Origin of the sequence: Shewanella sp. FJAT-52076, from assembly GCF_019457455.1 — a bacterium.
GTDB lineage: Bacteria > Pseudomonadota > Gammaproteobacteria > Enterobacterales > Shewanellaceae > Shewanella > Shewanella zhangzhouensis.
Genome location: NZ_CP080415.1, coordinates 2,532,389 through 2,547,010, shown reverse-complemented (window position 1 = coordinate 2,547,010; position 14,622 = coordinate 2,532,389). Strand labels below are relative to the sequence as shown.

The 14,622-nt window shown below is 55.3% G+C and carries 13 protein-coding genes; 7 read left to right on the top strand and 6 right to left on the bottom strand.

Annotation, left to right across the window (positions count from 1 at the left end; translation table 11 throughout):
* Positions 1 to 37: 37 nt before the first annotated feature.
* From trpCF to K0H79_RS11035, 4 genes are read right to left on the bottom strand one after another with little or no spacing between them, the layout of a single operon-like run.
* On the bottom strand, positions 38 to 1,426 hold the full coding sequence (gene trpCF / locus K0H79_RS11050) for a bifunctional indole-3-glycerol-phosphate synthase TrpC/phosphoribosylanthranilate isomerase TrpF (protein WP_220075833.1): 1,389 nt from the start codon (positions 1,424 to 1,426) through the stop codon (positions 38 to 40).
* A 13-nt stretch (positions 1,427 to 1,439) separates the two neighbouring features.
* On the bottom strand, positions 1,440 to 2,474 hold the full coding sequence (gene trpD, locus K0H79_RS11045; RefSeq protein ID WP_220075832.1) for an anthranilate phosphoribosyltransferase: 1,035 nt from the start codon (positions 2,472 to 2,474) through the stop codon (positions 1,440 to 1,442).
* Positions 2,471 to 3,070: an aminodeoxychorismate/anthranilate synthase component II gene (locus tag K0H79_RS11040; protein ID WP_220075831.1), complete on the bottom strand. Its 600-nt coding sequence runs from the start codon at positions 3,068 to 3,070 to the stop codon at positions 2,471 to 2,473. The genes trpD and K0H79_RS11040 overlap by 4 nt, the downstream gene beginning before the upstream one ends.
* Positions 3,067 to 4,650, bottom strand: coding sequence for an anthranilate synthase component 1 (locus K0H79_RS11035; protein ID WP_220075830.1), 1,584 nt, complete (start codon positions 4,648 to 4,650; stop codon positions 3,067 to 3,069). Before K0H79_RS11035 ends, K0H79_RS11040 begins: the two co-directional genes overlap by 4 nt.
* 353 nt (positions 4,651 to 5,003) lie before the next feature.
* On the opposite strand from K0H79_RS11035, the gene rnm reads away from it, so the two are divergent.
* The 6 genes from rnm (at position 5,004) to K0H79_RS11005 (ending at position 9,987) form a co-directional block, all read left to right on the top strand.
* On the top strand, positions 5,004 to 5,864 hold the full coding sequence (rnm, locus tag K0H79_RS11030) for an RNase RNM (RefSeq protein WP_220075828.1): 861 nt from the start codon (positions 5,004 to 5,006) through the stop codon (positions 5,862 to 5,864).
* Positions 5,861 to 6,481, top strand: coding sequence for an L-threonylcarbamoyladenylate synthase (locus K0H79_RS11025; RefSeq protein WP_011760240.1), 621 nt, complete (start codon positions 5,861 to 5,863; stop codon positions 6,479 to 6,481). The genes rnm and K0H79_RS11025 overlap by 4 nt, the downstream gene beginning before the upstream one ends.
* Before the next feature lie 190 nt (positions 6,482 to 6,671).
* Complete coding sequence (locus K0H79_RS11020) at positions 6,672 to 7,460, top strand: ScpA family protein (RefSeq protein WP_220075827.1); 789 nt, start codon at positions 6,672 to 6,674, stop codon at positions 7,458 to 7,460.
* Positions 7,460 to 8,056, top strand: a complete 597-nt coding sequence (scpB, locus tag K0H79_RS11015; RefSeq protein ID WP_011760238.1) for an SMC-Scp complex subunit ScpB — start codon at positions 7,460 to 7,462, stop codon at positions 8,054 to 8,056. Before K0H79_RS11020 ends, scpB begins: the two co-directional genes overlap by 1 nt.
* On the top strand, positions 8,049 to 8,936 hold the full coding sequence (rluB, locus tag K0H79_RS11010) for a 23S rRNA pseudouridine(2605) synthase RluB (protein ID WP_011760237.1): 888 nt from the start codon (positions 8,049 to 8,051) through the stop codon (positions 8,934 to 8,936). The genes scpB and rluB overlap by 8 nt, the downstream gene beginning before the upstream one ends.
* A gap of 97 nt (positions 8,937 to 9,033) precedes the next feature.
* The gene (locus K0H79_RS11005) at positions 9,034 to 9,987 is read left to right on the top strand and encodes an exo-alpha-sialidase (protein WP_220075825.1); all 954 of its coding nucleotides are present in this window, start codon (positions 9,034 to 9,036) and stop codon (positions 9,985 to 9,987) included.
* Positions 9,988 to 10,053: 66 nt separating this feature from the next.
* Here K0H79_RS11005 and K0H79_RS11000 read toward each other — a convergent pair whose 3' ends face one another.
* Positions 10,054 to 10,965 (bottom strand): M14 family metallocarboxypeptidase, encoded by a 912-nt coding sequence (locus K0H79_RS11000; protein ID WP_220075824.1) that lies wholly within the window; start codon positions 10,963 to 10,965, stop codon positions 10,054 to 10,056.
* 75 nt (positions 10,966 to 11,040) lie between these two features.
* On the bottom strand, positions 11,041 to 11,778 hold the full coding sequence (locus K0H79_RS10995; protein ID WP_220075823.1) for a YciK family oxidoreductase: 738 nt from the start codon (positions 11,776 to 11,778) through the stop codon (positions 11,041 to 11,043).
* A 262-nt stretch (positions 11,779 to 12,040) separates the two neighbouring features.
* Here K0H79_RS10995 and K0H79_RS10990 point away from each other — a divergent pair, with 262 nt between their 5' ends.
* Positions 12,041 to 14,521, top strand: a complete 2,481-nt coding sequence (locus tag K0H79_RS10990; RefSeq protein ID WP_220075822.1) for a VolA/Pla-1 family phospholipase — start codon at positions 12,041 to 12,043, stop codon at positions 14,519 to 14,521.
* Positions 14,522 to 14,622 lie beyond the last annotated feature (101 nt).

The following is a 14,622-nucleotide window of genomic DNA, read 5'->3' as shown; positions in this document are numbered from 1 at the left end:
GCGTTACCACCAAAAATTCTGTTCGGTTAAGTGTTTGTCAGTAGTTGCGAAGGCGGGCAAAGGCCTGTTCGATAAGCGCAGCAGACTTGATGCCGGGCGCCTCTTCCAGCCCTGAATTAAAGTCCAGCCCCAAAAAGCCCTGCTTGGCGGCGGTAGTGGCGTTATTTGCATCGAGACCTCCGGCCAGCATGGCCCGGTGTTTGTCTGCAAGATTCAATTGCCAATCAAAACACACACCTGTGCCGCCAAAGCCAGCACTGTTTTTGCTGTCATACACAATGCGGTTTGCCCCATGGGGGATGGCGGATGCCTTGTCTGCTTCAACGGCCACAGCTTTCCAAATCTCACAGGCCTCGGTTAACTCCTGTGATAAACGTGCGCGGAGGCTTTCGATATAGGCTTCATCTTCCTGGCCGTGCAGCTGCACCGCCGCGAGTCCCAACGTCTTGGCAAGGCTGGCAACTTTGGCGATCGCTTCATCCACAAACACGCCCACCAGTGCCAGAGGCTGGCTTGCCGCGCGATTGAATGCGCTCAGGGCCTGTGCTTTTTCTGCTGTTACGCAGCGGGGGGATTTTGCGGCAAAAATCAGCCCGCCATATACGGCACCGGCGTTGGCGGCGGCCTCAATATCCGTTTCCCGGGTCAGGCCGCAGACCTTGTTTTCACCGTAGATCAGGCGTCGACAGGCCAAATCCAGGTTCGATTCCGCCATCAGGGAACTGCCCACCAAAAATCCCTGCACCAGGGGGGCGAGGCGCTTTACCTGTTCGTGGGTGTAAATGCCGGATTCGCTGATGACCAGGGTATCGGCAGGGATGTGAGGCGCCAGCGCTTCTGTAGTGGCAAGATCTGTGCTCAAGTCACGCAAGTTTCGGTTGTTGATGCCAATAATAGGGGCTTTCAGGGCGATGGCGCGGCCGAGCTCATCGTCGTTGCTCACTTCGGTGAGTACGTCGAGCTGATATTTGGCGGCTTCGGCAGCAAGCAGCCGGTAATCGTCGTCATCCAGTACGCTCAGCATCAGCAGTATGGCATCGGCGCCCTGATGGGCCGCAAGCCTCACCTGATAGGTCGAGATAAAAAAGTCTTTGCACAGCACCGGCTGGGAGACGGCGGCGCGTACCCGCGGGATATAGTCCATGTCGCCCTGAAAAAACTGCTCATCCGTCAGTACCGATATGCCCGCAGCGTAGCGGCTGTAAATGCTGGCGATGGCCACAGGATCAAAATCGGCACGAATGAGTCCTTTGGATGGACTGGCTTTTTTACATTCCAGAATAAAACCTGCGTTGGGTGCTGCCAGCGCCTGATAGAGGCTGCGGTCAGAGATTTTCGGCGCGAGGCTGGCTTCCGGGAATCGCTGCTTGAGGGCATCGATATGGGCATATTTGGTTTCGATAATCTTAGTTAACACATTGCTCATGTATCTTAATTCCTTACGCCTTGTGCTGCTGACTCATGGCGGCGAGGCCAATCAGTTTTTCATATGCCTTGCCGGAGGCGAGGGTGTCAATGGCAAGCTTAAATCCTGCCTGGGGCGTGTCGGCGAGCCCTGCCACATAGAGGGCACAGCCTGCGTTAAGCGCCACGGCATCCCGGTGGGCGGCCTTACCTTCGCCTTTTAAAATGGCAGCGGTGATGAGCGCATTGTCCTCTGGATTACCGCCTTCAAGCTCAGTCACCTGCACTGGTTCAAGCCCAAAATCCTGTGGCGACAGCGTGTAATTGACAAGTTCACCGTTCTTGAGTTCACAGACCTGGGTTGTGCCATGGAGCGCGACTTCGTCCAGCCCTTCTCCATGTACCACCATGGCCCGTTTTACCCCAAGGGCGCAGAGCACCTCGGCAATGGGACGAACCAGAGATGCACTGTACACCCCCAGCAGCATAAAGTCGGGATGGCTTGGATTAATCAGGGGGCCGAGCACATTGAACAGGGTGCGGGTGGCGAGCTTTTGCCTTACCGGTATGGCATGTTTTACCCCGCCGTGGTAATGGGGGGCAAAGAGAAAACAGATACCCAGCGCTTCAAGACAGTCGGCGGCGGTTTTTGGCGTCATGGTCAACTCAATGCCGAACTGACCGAGCAGATCAGACGAGCCAGACTTGGACGACACGCTGCGGTTACCGTGTTTGGCCACCTTGGCGCCGGCCGCGGCCGCCACAAAGGTTGCGGTGGTGGAGATATTGATGGTGTTGAAACCGTCACCGCCGGTGCCGACGATATCCAGAATGCCGCCATCAAGTGCGGGCCGTGGGAAGGGATTGGCCGCTTCGCGCATGGCATCGGCCGCGCCGCTGATTTCATCGATGGTTTCGCCCCGCACCTTGAGGGCCATCAAAAGCGCCGCAATGGTGACCTCATCAAGCTCGCCCCTTACCAGCGCGGCAAAGAGACACTTGGCTTCGTCTCGGGACAAGGGGTTGCCGCCGTAGGCCTTATCGAGAAGTTGTCTGATGTCCTTGCTCATTGCTGATCTCCTTTGGCGCCCATGCCGGTCAGGTATTGCAGGCTTTGCACCAGCAAGGTACTGCCAAGGGTAGTCAGAATCGATTCAGGGTGAAACTGAAATCCCAGGGCCTTGTCTTCTTCGTGGAGAACCGCCATGGGCATGCCTTCGGTGGTGGCAATGACCTTGAGGGAGTCAGGCACCTCTGTGGCCACCAGACTGTGATAGCGTGCCACCGGTAAGGGTGATGGCAGGCTACGGAAAATCCCCTGACCGTTATGAGCCGTGGGGCTCGCCTTGCCGTGTACCACGCTGGGAGCGCGCTCTACCTTGCCGCCGTAGTGTTCCACCAACGCCTGATGACCCAGACAAATTCCCAGGATGGGCAGTTTTCCGGCCACCAGTTTAATCAGCGCCATCATGCAGCCTGCTTCGTGTGGTGCGCCTGGGCCGGGGGAGAGCACCAGTGCGGTTTGAGGCTCGGCCAGTAACTTGGCTGCCAGCTGCTGTGGGTCAACGTCGTTGCGGTAAATCACCACTTCAAAATCCAGGGCGCGGAATTGGTCGACCAGGTTGTAGGTAAAAGAATCGAAGTTATCGAGTAAATAGAGTTTCACAGGCCACCTCCCAGTTTGATGGCAGAGATCACTGCCTGTGCTTTTTGACGGGTTTCGTCGGCCTCAGCCTGGGGATCTGAGTCATACACCACACCGGCACCGGCCTGAATATGGGCAACGCCGTCTTTCACAAAGGCCGAGCGAATGACGATACAGGTATCCATGTCGCCGGTGGCGGACAGGTAACCCACTGCGCCCCCATAGCTGCCCCGGCGGGTCATTTCGGTTTCGCGGATAAGCTGGGAGGCTCTAACCTTGGGGGCTCCTGTGAGCGTGCCCATATTCATACAGGCCTGATAGGCATGGAGGGCATCGAGATCCTGCCTCAGTTGGCCTGTGACCCGGCTGACCAGGTGCATCACGTGGCTATATCGGTCGACCTTCAGCAGCTCTGCCACCTTGCGGGTACCGCTTTGGCTGATGCGGGCAATATCATTTCGGGCCAAATCGACCAGCATCAGGTGCTCTGAGAGTTCCTTTTTATCGAGGCGCAGTTCCAGCTCGATGCGGCCATCCAGATCGTGGTCTATGTTGCCACTGGCATCTTTGCCGCGTTTGCGGGTGCCGGCGATGGGGTAAACTTCCACCTGATTGCTGCCGGCATCGTATTTCAGTGCGCTCTCGGGTGAGGCGCCAAAGAGGGTGAAATCGCTGCTGCGAAAATAAAACATGTAAGGACTTGGGTTGGTTTTACGCAGTGCTCTGTAAGCACCCAGAGTATTGGGGCAGGGCAGGCTGAAGCTTCTTGACGGCACCACCTGAAAAATATCGCCTGCGATGATGTGCTCTTTCAGGGCGTTCACCGCGTCTTTAAAGTCTTCGTCACTGATGCTGACGCTGGCCTCGACATTCACCGGTTTGAGGGCTTTAACCGGGCGGGGGCGATTGGCGATGGCCTCTATCACCTTGGCGCGGCGCTTGAGTTCATCTTCTATGAAGGGTGATATTTGCCCGTCGGTGGAAAAGGCCGACAAGACCAATTCGGCCTGTTTGGCCTTGTGGTCCACAAGCACCAGGGTGTCGGCGAGATAAAAGAGATAATCCGGGCAGGTGTTGGCGCCGTCCCGTGCTTTGGGCAGGGGCTCAACGGTATCAATCAAATCGTAGGCCAGTACGCCGCCGAGAAAGAGATCTTCAAAGGCGACCTTGCCACCCATATGGATATGCTTGAGCAGTGCTCGCAGACCATCCAGGGGCGAGGTGGACTTTAGCCTGGCATCTTCATCCAGCAGGCCGGTGTCACGTGTTAATGTCACTGCAAGATGGTTGGTCTCATGCAGTTCGCAGTTAAAAAAACCGGCGATGGCGGGCAGCAGCACCCGGCCGTTGTCATCCAGCGCGGTAAATTCCAACCGATAGCCCTGGGCGGCAATTTTCAGGGCCGCGTGGGTCATGATGATGCTTTTGAGGTTCTCTTTGCTGTCGATTTCAGCCGATTCCAGCAAGAGAGTGTGGTGGGCATCCTGAGTCAGGCTCTCGTAGAGCGCCAGAGGGTCATCCTGGTAAGGCAAGGGCTGCTTGGTCAACTTGCCTGTGGCCAGCTTTCCCTCTGCCTTGGCATCAAACGCCTGTTGTGTCATCCGGTTATCCTTCAAGTTTTTGTGCCGCTTTTCCCCGGGCCAGATGCAAAAAGGCCCGCTTAGTGCGGGCCTTTTCGATGAATCTTGTGTCTGTTAAACGCACACCAAGCTTCACACCACCCGCGTATTGGGGAAGTGCCACCACCAGTTGATGAAAGAAGCAATGATTGGATTCATGTTGCGTTTATCTTGTGAAATTCGTTGTTGGCCTATAGAAAAACCCAGGCGGTGGGGATTGTCAATTGAATATTTATCATAATCTATGCGAACTCACTGATTTGGCCATCGATTGGGGGCGGGAAGGGCTGAAAGTTTGGGGCGCTTTTCATAATGCTTTCAAGTAGAATAAGCCCATGAACGATGAAAATTATTTGGTTGATCTCCACTGCCACACCACAGCCTCCGACGGACAACTTTCACCCTCGGATGTGGTTACACGCGCCATCGAACGCGGCGTGAATCTGCTGGCAATTACCGACCACGACACCCTCGATGGGCTTGAAGAGGCACACGGCGCCAACAATGCGTCGCAGTCGCCGCTCGAACTGGTTGACGGGGTGGAAATATCAACCCGTTGGCACAGTTACGATATCCACATAGTGGCGCTGCAGGTGGACCGGCATCATCCTGAGTTGCAGGCGTTTCTCGCACGGCAACGGGAGCTTCGGGAAGTCCGTGCCCGTGAAATAGGCAATCGTCTGGCCAAGGCCGGTATCGAAGGCACCTTTGAAGCGGCTAAGGCGTTGGCCGGAAACGCGGCTGTCAGCCGTGGCCATTATGCCAGGGTGCTGGTTGAACGGGGCATTGCCGCGGATATGGCCGGGGTATTCAAGCGCTTTCTGGCCCGCAACAAAACCGGCTATGTGCCCAACAACTGGGGCGATATGGCCTCGGCCATTGCGATTGTTCATCGCGCTGGGGGTGTTGCCGTACTTGCCCACCCCAGTGGCTATAAAATGTCGGCCAAGTGGCTGAAAAAGTTGGTGCGGGAGTTTAAAGAAGCCGGCGGCGATGCCATGGAAGTGGTGCTGGGGCAGCAAACATTGGAGGACAGGGCCAATTTGGTGGCGCTGTCCCATCTCAACGGCTTGTACGGCAGCCTGGGCAGCGATTTTCATTTTCCCGGCAGCTTTGTCGAGCTGGGTAAAAATCTTTACCGACCACAGGGCGTAACCTGGGTCTGGCAAACCGAACTCTGGGGGACGAGGGAATGAGTCAATTTTTTTATGTGCATGAGGTGAATCCTCAAAAACGCCTGATAGATCAGGCGGTCAATATTCTCAGAAGCGGTGGCGTGATTGTGTATCCCACCGACTCGGGCTATGCCCTTGGTTGCCTGATTGGCGATAAAAACGCCATGGAGCGTATCGTGCGAATTCGTCAGATGGAGCAGGACCATCACTTCTCCTTGATGTGCAGAGACTTGTCTGAAATTGCGACCTACGCCAGAGTCGAAAATCAGGCCTTTCGCCTGGTGAAACACTGCACGCCCGGGCCTTACACCTTTATTTTCAAGGCCACCAAAGAAGTACCGCGCCGTTTACAAAACGACAAGAAGAAAACCATTGGTATCCGTGTGCCCGACAACGTGATAGCCCTGGCACTGCTCGAAGCGCTCGGCGAGCCTTTGATGTCCACCAGTTTGGTGATGCCCGGTCAGGAGTTTGCCGAATCGGATCCTGAACATATCCGCGACCTGCTCGAACACCAGGTGGAGGCCATTCTCAATGGTGGTTACCTTGGTGAGAGCCCGACCACGGTGGTGGACATGTCCGAAGACACCTTCGAGGTGCTCAGGGAAGGCGCCGGGGATATCAGTCCGTTTCTGTAAGAAGGCGCGCCCCGACTGTGTTGCTTTCACGCGGCGTTGCTTTTAAGAAGAGCTGTTTTCGGGTATAATCGCGCGCTTTCGTGTCCGATATCGGGTACGGCGCTGCAAACCGTGAGAATTGAGTCTCTTACGCATTGTAAAAGCTCGGTTTTTTGGTAAGAGGTTGGCCTTTGGGTAGCCTGGAGGACGGATGCAAGGCATTCAGCAAAGTTTGCCACTTGCGGTGGTTCGTGGGGAGCCCGTCAGGGAGTTGCCCGTCGATCTCTTTATCCCACCGGAAGCGCTTGAGGTGTTCCTGGAGGCTTTTGAAGGTCCGCTCGACTTGCTGCTTTACCTTATCCGAAAGCAAAAGCTCGATGTGATAGAACTGCCCCTGACCCTGATAGCGGCTCAGTACCTGGAGTACATCCGATTGCTGACCGATGCGCGGATTGAGCTTGCTGCCGATTACCTGGTGATGGCGGCAACCCTGGCGGAAATTAAGTCGCGACTGCTGTTGCCCAAAATGGCGGTGGAAGACGACGAGGAAGAAGATCCGCGGGTTCGGCTTATCAAGCAGCTCAAGGCCTATGAGGCGATTCGTGAGGCGGCTTTTAAGCTCGACGAACTGCCGCGGCTCGAGCGTGATGTACATCAGGCCCGCGCTCAGGCAGCCCCAGGGCTTAAGCCTGAAGTGATACCGCCGGATGTCTCGCTTAAAGAGCTGGCGATGGCCTTTGCTGAAGTGCTTAAACGCGCATCGGCCTTTGAACACCACCAGGTGAAGAAAGAAGTGCTCTCCACCCGGGAGCGAATGAGCGAAATTTTAGCCAAACTGGATCATGAACACTTCACCCCCTTCACCGCGCTGTTTAGCCCCGAAGAGGGCCGTGGCGGTGTGGTGGTCAGTTTTCTTGCGCTGATGGAACTGGTGAAGGAAACCCTGGTTGAGCTGTACCAGGCCGAGCCCCTCAGCGGCATTTACGTGAAGGCGACCTGATGGCGCAGATTAGTCACTTACAGCTGAAACAATTGATAGAGGCTTGTCTGTTTGTGCAGCAAAAGCCGATGACCATCAAAGCATTGCGAGAAGGTGTGCTGGCTCCCTTTGCCGTATCACGGGAAAGGATCAGTACCGTTGTTGCCGAGCTGATGGTCGATTATCAGGAACGTGGGGTCAATCTGGTGAAAGTGGCGGGTGGATACCGCTTCCAGACCCAGGAAACCCTGAACCCTTACCTGCAGACCCTGTGGCAGGAAAAGGCGCCCAAGTATTCGCGGGCAACCCTGGAAACCCTGGCGGTGATCGCATACCGCCAACCTGTGACCCGGGGTGATATTGAGCAGGTAAGGGGTGTGGCACTTGGAAGCCATATCCTGAAAACCTTATCTGATCGTCGATGGATCAGAGTGGTAGGGCATAAAGAGGTTCCGGGTCGTCCGGCACTTTACGCTACTACTTCAGAATTTTTGGCCTATTTTGGCTTGGATAATCTGGCGTCATTACCGGCGCTGGCGGATCTGGAGTCATTGGATGCGTTATTTGGCAAACAAACTGAATTACCAAATGCGCAGGAAGAATTAACTCATGAGTGAAAAGTTGCAGAAAGTCTTGGCCCGTGCAGGCCATGGCTCCCGTCGTGAGATGGAGGCATGGATTGCTGCAGGACGAGTGAGTATCAACGGCGAAATCGCCAACCTGGGAGACAGGGTGGATGCCGACGCCAAAGTGCGTCTCGACGGCCGCCTGGTGTCCATCAAATCAGCCGACGACATCATCTGTCGTGTGCTGGCTTACCATAAACCCGAGGGCGAAATTTGCTCGCGCAAAGATCCCGAAGGCCGCCCAACTGTATTTGACCGCCTGCCCAAGCTGCGTGATGCACGTTGGGTTGCTGTGGGTCGTCTGGACATCAACACCTCTGGCCTGTTGCTGTTTACCTCTGACGGTGAGCTGGCTAACCGCCTGATGCACCCGTCCAATGAGGTTGACCGCGAATATGCCGTGCGTACCTTTGGTGAAGTGAATGACTTTACCATTCAAAAGCTGCGTACCGGCGTGATGCTCGAAGACGGTCCGGCACAGTTTGACTATGTAAAGGCTGCCGGTGGTGAAGGTGTTAACCAATGGTGGCACGTAGGGCTGCGCGAAGGACGTAACCGTGAAGTGCGCCGCCTGTGGGAATCACAGGAAGTGCAGGTAAGCCGCCTTATCCGCGTGCGTTACGGTATGATTGAACTGCCGAAAACCTTGCCCCGTGGTGGCTGGATTGAATTGCCTCTGGAGCAGGTAAACTACCTGCGTCAGCTGGCCGGTATGGACCCTGAAACCCGCTCCATGATAGGTACCGACAAGCACAGTGTGGCGCGTGCGTCTCAGGTGCGCAGCGCCAAAATTCGCCGCGCAGTGCGTAAGAGTAAGGTAGGCGCTGCCACCGGCTCAAAACGCCCCAAACCGACTCGTACTCGCAGTTAATCCCGCCTTCAGGCGTTGGATATCGAAGTCAAAGGCCGCTTATGCGGCCTTTTGTGTTATACCAGACTGTAACTTGGACTATTGACAGGGAAGCGGTATGAAACTGCTGTCGGTGACAAAAATCTGGGATCGGGGTGAGCACAACGCCTTTACCGATCTCATCCGTTTTGATGGTCGTCTTTACTGTGCCTTTCGGGAAGGCTCTGCCCATGTGTCGCCTGACGGTGCTCTCAGGGTATTGGTGTCTGCCGATGAGGGTGCCAGTTGGCACGAAGCCGCGCTCATCAGGCTGGAAGAAGGGGATTTGCGTGACGCCAGGTTACTGGTATGGCAGGGACAGCTTTATCTGTTTGGTGCCAGAGCCATTGCCGGAGAGCCACTGCAGTCTCTTATGTGGCGCTCGCCGGATGGCTGTCACTGGCAGGCAGCTGAACACTGCGCCGACACCGGTTACTGGCTGTGGCGGGTGATTGCCGATGACAGTGAACAAACTGCCCCGAATGAGTCTGCACTCTACGGTGTGGCTTACCGCCCCGGGCCCGATGGTTATGTGCGCCTGTACCGCGCTGCGCCGAAAGGCACTCTCAAAGGTGCTGATTTCACCTCCCTGGTTGTTTGCCTTAACCGCGACGGTTATGTCAATGAAACTGGCCTTGAGATCTCTGACGGCACCTTTACTTGTTTGCTTAGACGTGATCCCGTCTGGGATGACCGCAAAAATGGCTTACTCGGTAAAGCCTCAACGCCTTTTACTGACTGGCAATGGCTTGAGTTGGATTGCCGTATCGGTGGCCCGGTTGCGTTTCGCTGGCGGGGGCGACTGCTGGCCATTGTACGGCTCTATGATGAAAAGATACGCACATCCCTGGTGGAGATTTGCGAAACTACGGGCCATGTAGCCGAGCATTTATCGCTGCCATCAGGGGGAGACACCAGCTATGCAGGGGTGGTGATGCAGCACGCTGAACACAGTGATGAGCTCAAGGTAAGTTATTACTCAAGCCATGAAGGTAAGACGGCGATTTACTTCGCAGCCATCCGGCTTGAGTAAAGCTTAAGAGTTAAAAACGGCAGCCAAGGCTGCCGTTTTTTTGTTATAAAACCAAACCCTGATTTCTCAACGATTTGCCAGCATAAAGTCCAGCGCGGCGCGAATGGCCGCGACCTGAGCCGCATTACATTCTTCGGCAGTGGCTTTGGGGGTGTCGGGATAGACTTCGGTCGTGGTGGTAAAAGTCGCATCCGTTATTCCGGCGCACAAACCCAGTTGCTTCACCGGGTAGTTGATTACACCGTGTTGCACTACCGGTGAGCCAATAATCTTGCCCTTATCATCGGGTGGTGCGATATGGGTGACCTTTTCCACGGCTTCGATAATCGCTTTTTGGAAGGCTTCCTGGGGATTATCGCTGTCACCCACCAAGTAAAAGCCATCGGGGATGATATCGGGCTCGTAGTCTTTGCCATCACGGGCGGCCAGCGCCGGGCGAAACTCGGTTTCGTCTGTGTCTGTGGTTTCGTGCAGGTCGATATGCAGCGCAAAGTCAGACTTATAAGGCGCAACCAGCTTGAGCAGTGCGGCCGACTCCTCAGATGGACTGTTTTCCACGAAGGAGCGATTTGGGTCAACTGCTTTGGGGTTCCAACGATTGATGATTTCATAACCCCAGGGACTCACGCAAGGAGCAACCAGCAGATTCACCTTGCCCTGATACTCTTTGGCATCATGATGTAAAAAGTCCAGTGCGCCTTGTACGCCACTGGTTTCATACCCGTGAACACCTCCCGTGACCAGCGCCAGCGGCAGGCCCGGCTGCCACTGGTTTTTCAGAGCATACAGCGGGAAACGTCCGGCATCGATGGAAAGCGCGCCGTAGTTAACCAATTCAAAATCGGCAGCCAGTGGCAGCACGCGGGACAGCACTTCATCCTGATAGCTGCGTTTTACTGTTTGGGCGTCGAACCAGGCTTGCTTGTCGGCATCGTTCCAGGGAGTGCCTGGCGTGCCAATGGGGTAGGGTGTTGTCATGGTATTTGGTCTTTATTTTATTTGGCTGAGAGTAAACATAAAAAAGCCCGCTTCAGCGGGCCTTGAGAATACAGCTTATTGTGCGCTGAAGGCCTGACCATTCTGGTCTTTGCTGTCGTCTGCCATCAGGTATACATACAGTGGCATCAGCTCTTCGGCGGTTTTCAGGGTTTGCGGATCTTCACCCGGATAGGCATTGGCACGCATCTTGGTGCGTGTGGCACCGGGGTTGATTGAATTGGCACGCACAGTGGTGCCATCACACTCGTGGGCAAGCACCTGCATCATGCCTTCGGTGGCAAATTTGGAGAAGGCATAAGGCCCCCAGTAGGCACGGCCGGTACGGCCAACACCGCTGGAGGTGAATATGACTGAAGCGTAAGGTGCCTTGCGCAGCACCTTGAGCAGGCTCTTGGTCATGATGGCCTGAGCGGTAACGTTGACCTTCATGACTTCTTCGAGGGACGCCAAATCTATGTGCTCGAATGGGCCAAGTACACCGAGCACACTGGCATTGTGGAGCACGCCATCGAGATGGCCAAATTGCTCTTCGATGGTGTCGGCCATGTCGCGGTAGTTTTGCTCTGTGGCGCCTTTCATATCCAAAGGCACAATGGCCGGAGTAGGGTAGCCTGCCGCTTCGATTTCATCGTAAACGGCTTCGAGTTTCTTCACAGTACGGCCCAGCAGGATCACAGTGGCGCCGTGGGCGGCATAAGCCAGTGCCGCAGCGCGGCCGATACCGTCACCGGCACCGGTAACCAGAATCGTTTTGCCTTTCAGAGCATCGGGGGCAACTTTATATTCCAACATGGATTTAAACTTCCTCTTGGCGCAACTTCCCGTCTTTACTGAGGGATTTTATGAGTCATACAGCTGTTTAAAACAATTGACTGTTTATTGGGTGTTCACTTCATTGCGCAGTGTGACAAAATTGTAGCGAACTCAATATTTTTGCGTTAAGTTGAAACGAGTTACGGACATTTAATAAGTCCGGTTGGCATCGCAATACGGGCTATTGTGACCAATTTCTTGGGGAAAACAAAATTATTACAACAAGATTTGGGGAAAAAAGATGAAAAGACTCATTTTGGGAGTAGCAATCGCCTCGGCTCTGGGCCTCAGCGGCTGTGGTGGTGAGGATAGTGTCAATGAGCTCAGGGATAATATAGAGCCGCTGATCCCCGAGTCCCACCTGGTGTTTGATCCCACAGCCGGCAAGGTACCGCTGCCAAGCGATCTGCTGTTCAGTGGCACCCTCGACGGTACCCTTGCCATTCCCGGAGAAGAAGGCGGTGATTACACCAATCCTCAGTACGCCATTGGCGCGCTTGATGGCTGGTCTACCACGCAGCCCATCAGCATTGATTTTGCCCCATCCAGAGATCACGGCGGTAACCTGCTGTCCCTGAACGCAGCCTCTGTATTCCAATCTGGTGCAGTGCGTGTATTTGAGGCCACTGTAGGCGGCGCACTCTCTTCAGACGCTGAGTGTAAAGCGGCGCCTTCGGTTTCAGCCTGTAAGATTGGCGATGAGCTGCAATTCGGTGTCGACTTTATCAGTCAGGCCGTGGGCAACAAGATTGTCATAGTGCCATTAAAGCCACTGAAAGCCGGTCAGTCGTACATCTACGCGACCACTACTCTCATTGAAGACTCTGAAAACCGTCCGGTCGCAACGTCTTCGACCTACGGTTCGGTGAAGATGGATATCACCACACATCCGCTGGGCACCGAAGCACAGCGCGGACTGCAGGCGCTGGTTAACAGCTATGAAAATGCCCTCGAGTCCAAAGGCGTTGATAAGGCCAGCATCACCTACTCGAGCCTCTTTACCACCCAATCGGTAAATCCTGCGTACGAAACCCTGAAACTGCTGATGGTAAGCAACGATGCGTTCAAGCCGTCGTTCGATATGTTTCCAACCCCGACCGGGATGACAGTGGCGCAAATGGCAGGCATGAGCCCAGAAATGGGTCTGCCTTACGTGCTGTCTGATCTGGCCGATGTGTACGTTGCCAAAATCAAGCTGCCCGTTTACAGCGATTGTTCCGCCAACGGCTGTTTGACCGCTGACATGGCGCCCAAGATTAACGGCCGCTGGACTGCCCTGGGCGACAGCCCCGTGTCTGTGCTGCTTGCGCTGCAGGCCGGCACCCTGAGCCAACAAAACTTTGGTGCCCAGGCAATGGCCCAGGGCATTGAAGACCCCGCCGCCGCGCTGGCAAACCCTGCGCTGCTGGCTGGAAAGCAGTTTAAGCTTGATGACGGTACCCCAGCGGATAAAACCCGCCATGTTACCAAGTTCAACCCCATTCCTGCACCCAAGACCTACGAAAGTGTCTCTGTGCTTATGACCCTGCCAAACGCAGCCAAGCTGAAGGCCTTCACCGAAGCTCAGGGCCAGGCCTTTGTGCCACCTGCCAATGGCTGGCCGGTGAACATTGCCATGCACGGTCTGGGCGGCGGTAAAGAGATGGCGCTCGCCTATGCGGGTACCTACGCCGCAGCTGGTGTGGCAACGGTTGCAATCGATATGCCGCTCCACGGTGAGCGTTCATTCGATGCCAACAAAGATGGTATCTATGAAATCTCAGCGACCGATCCTTCATTTGGTCCTGTGGTTGGTAAACCTGACGCGTTCAAAAATGGTTCACCGCTGGTGTTTGTGAATATCGCAAGCTCCCTGTCTGTGCGGGATAACTTCCGTCAGGCCGTGGCTGACCATCTGGGCGTGCGATTGGCGCTCACCGGCATGGCGCAATATTTGGCCGCCAATAACCAGCCGCAGGTATTCGATGTGTCCAAGGTGTCTTCCCAGGGCCTGAGCCTCGGCGGCATTGTAAACACCAACTTTGCCACTTACGCTTCAACCGGTTTGGTTGACCCAACCACAGGTACTCAGTTGCCCAATCCCTATGCCATCACAGCAGCGTCGTTGGTTGCGCCTTCCGGTGGCTTGGCTGGCGCGTTCGCGGGCTCCGCAACCTTTGGCCCTGTACTCTTTAGTACCATTACCGGTACCCCAGAGTTCCAGGCCATGGTGGATGCCGCCAACACGGCAGGTTATGAGCCTGGCAGCCCTGAATACGCAGCGCTGGTACAGCAGGTTTACGCCGGCTTTATCCCTACCTTCGCGTTTGCCATCCAAACCGGTGTGGACTCCATTGACCCTGTAAACCATGCCGGCATGTTGAAGGCGACTGGTTTGCCGGTTCACCTGATTGAGGTGGTAGGTGACGGTAACGGTAACCTGCCTGATCAGGTACTGCCAAACAGTGTGGAAGGCTTCCCGCTGTCGGGTACCGAGCCACTGATTGCAAATCTGGGGCTGGAGTGTCGTGATACCACGGCTCAGGGCGGTGGCGCAGTGCGCTTTATCAAGGGACATCACAGCTCCATCGTGGACCCAAGCGAAAACGGTGCCACCGATGGCAAGGCAGCTGCAGCGACTGCAGAGATGCAGTGGCAGGTAGCAGGTTTCGCCAAGTCAGCTTCTGCAGGCACAGCCACCATTCTGGTGAATGATGCCAGCGTGCTGAAGGCCTGTGACTGATCTTTGCTACGTCTCAGTTAGTCACAGTTAGTCACAGTTAAACCGGCCTCAGGGCCGGTTTTTTATTGGTTTTAGCGGCTGAATTGTTAGAATAGCCGCAC

What these genes read in the sequence shown, in the direction of transcription:
- K0H79_RS10990 (WP_220075822.1), top strand. Translation starts at nt 12,041, where the DNA reads ATGAAAAGACTCATTTTGGGAGTAGCAATCGCCTCGGCTCTGGGCCTC.
- K0H79_RS11035 (WP_220075830.1), bottom strand. Translation starts at nt 4,650, where the DNA reads ATGACACAACAGGCGTTTGATGCCAAGGCAGAGGGAAAGCTGGCCACA.
- K0H79_RS11025 (WP_011760240.1), top strand. Translation starts at nt 5,861, where the DNA reads ATGAGTCAATTTTTTTATGTGCATGAGGTGAATCCTCAAAAACGCCTG.
- scpB (WP_011760238.1), top strand. Translation starts at nt 7,460, where the DNA reads ATGGCGCAGATTAGTCACTTACAGCTGAAACAATTGATAGAGGCTTGT.
- K0H79_RS11020 (WP_220075827.1), top strand. Translation starts at nt 6,672, where the DNA reads ATGCAAGGCATTCAGCAAAGTTTGCCACTTGCGGTGGTTCGTGGGGAG.
- K0H79_RS11005 (WP_220075825.1), top strand. Translation starts at nt 9,034, where the DNA reads ATGAAACTGCTGTCGGTGACAAAAATCTGGGATCGGGGTGAGCACAAC.
- trpCF (WP_220075833.1), bottom strand. Translation starts at nt 1,426, where the DNA reads ATGAGCAATGTGTTAACTAAGATTATCGAAACCAAATATGCCCATATC.
- K0H79_RS11000 (WP_220075824.1), bottom strand. Translation starts at nt 10,965, where the DNA reads ATGACAACACCCTACCCCATTGGCACGCCAGGCACTCCCTGGAACGAT.
- K0H79_RS10995 (WP_220075823.1), bottom strand. Translation starts at nt 11,778, where the DNA reads ATGTTGGAATATAAAGTTGCCCCCGATGCTCTGAAAGGCAAAACGATT.
- rluB (WP_011760237.1), top strand. Translation starts at nt 8,049, where the DNA reads ATGAGTGAAAAGTTGCAGAAAGTCTTGGCCCGTGCAGGCCATGGCTCC.
- trpD (WP_220075832.1), bottom strand. Translation starts at nt 2,474, where the DNA reads ATGAGCAAGGACATCAGACAACTTCTCGATAAGGCCTACGGCGGCAAC.
- rnm (WP_220075828.1), top strand. Translation starts at nt 5,004, where the DNA reads ATGAACGATGAAAATTATTTGGTTGATCTCCACTGCCACACCACAGCC.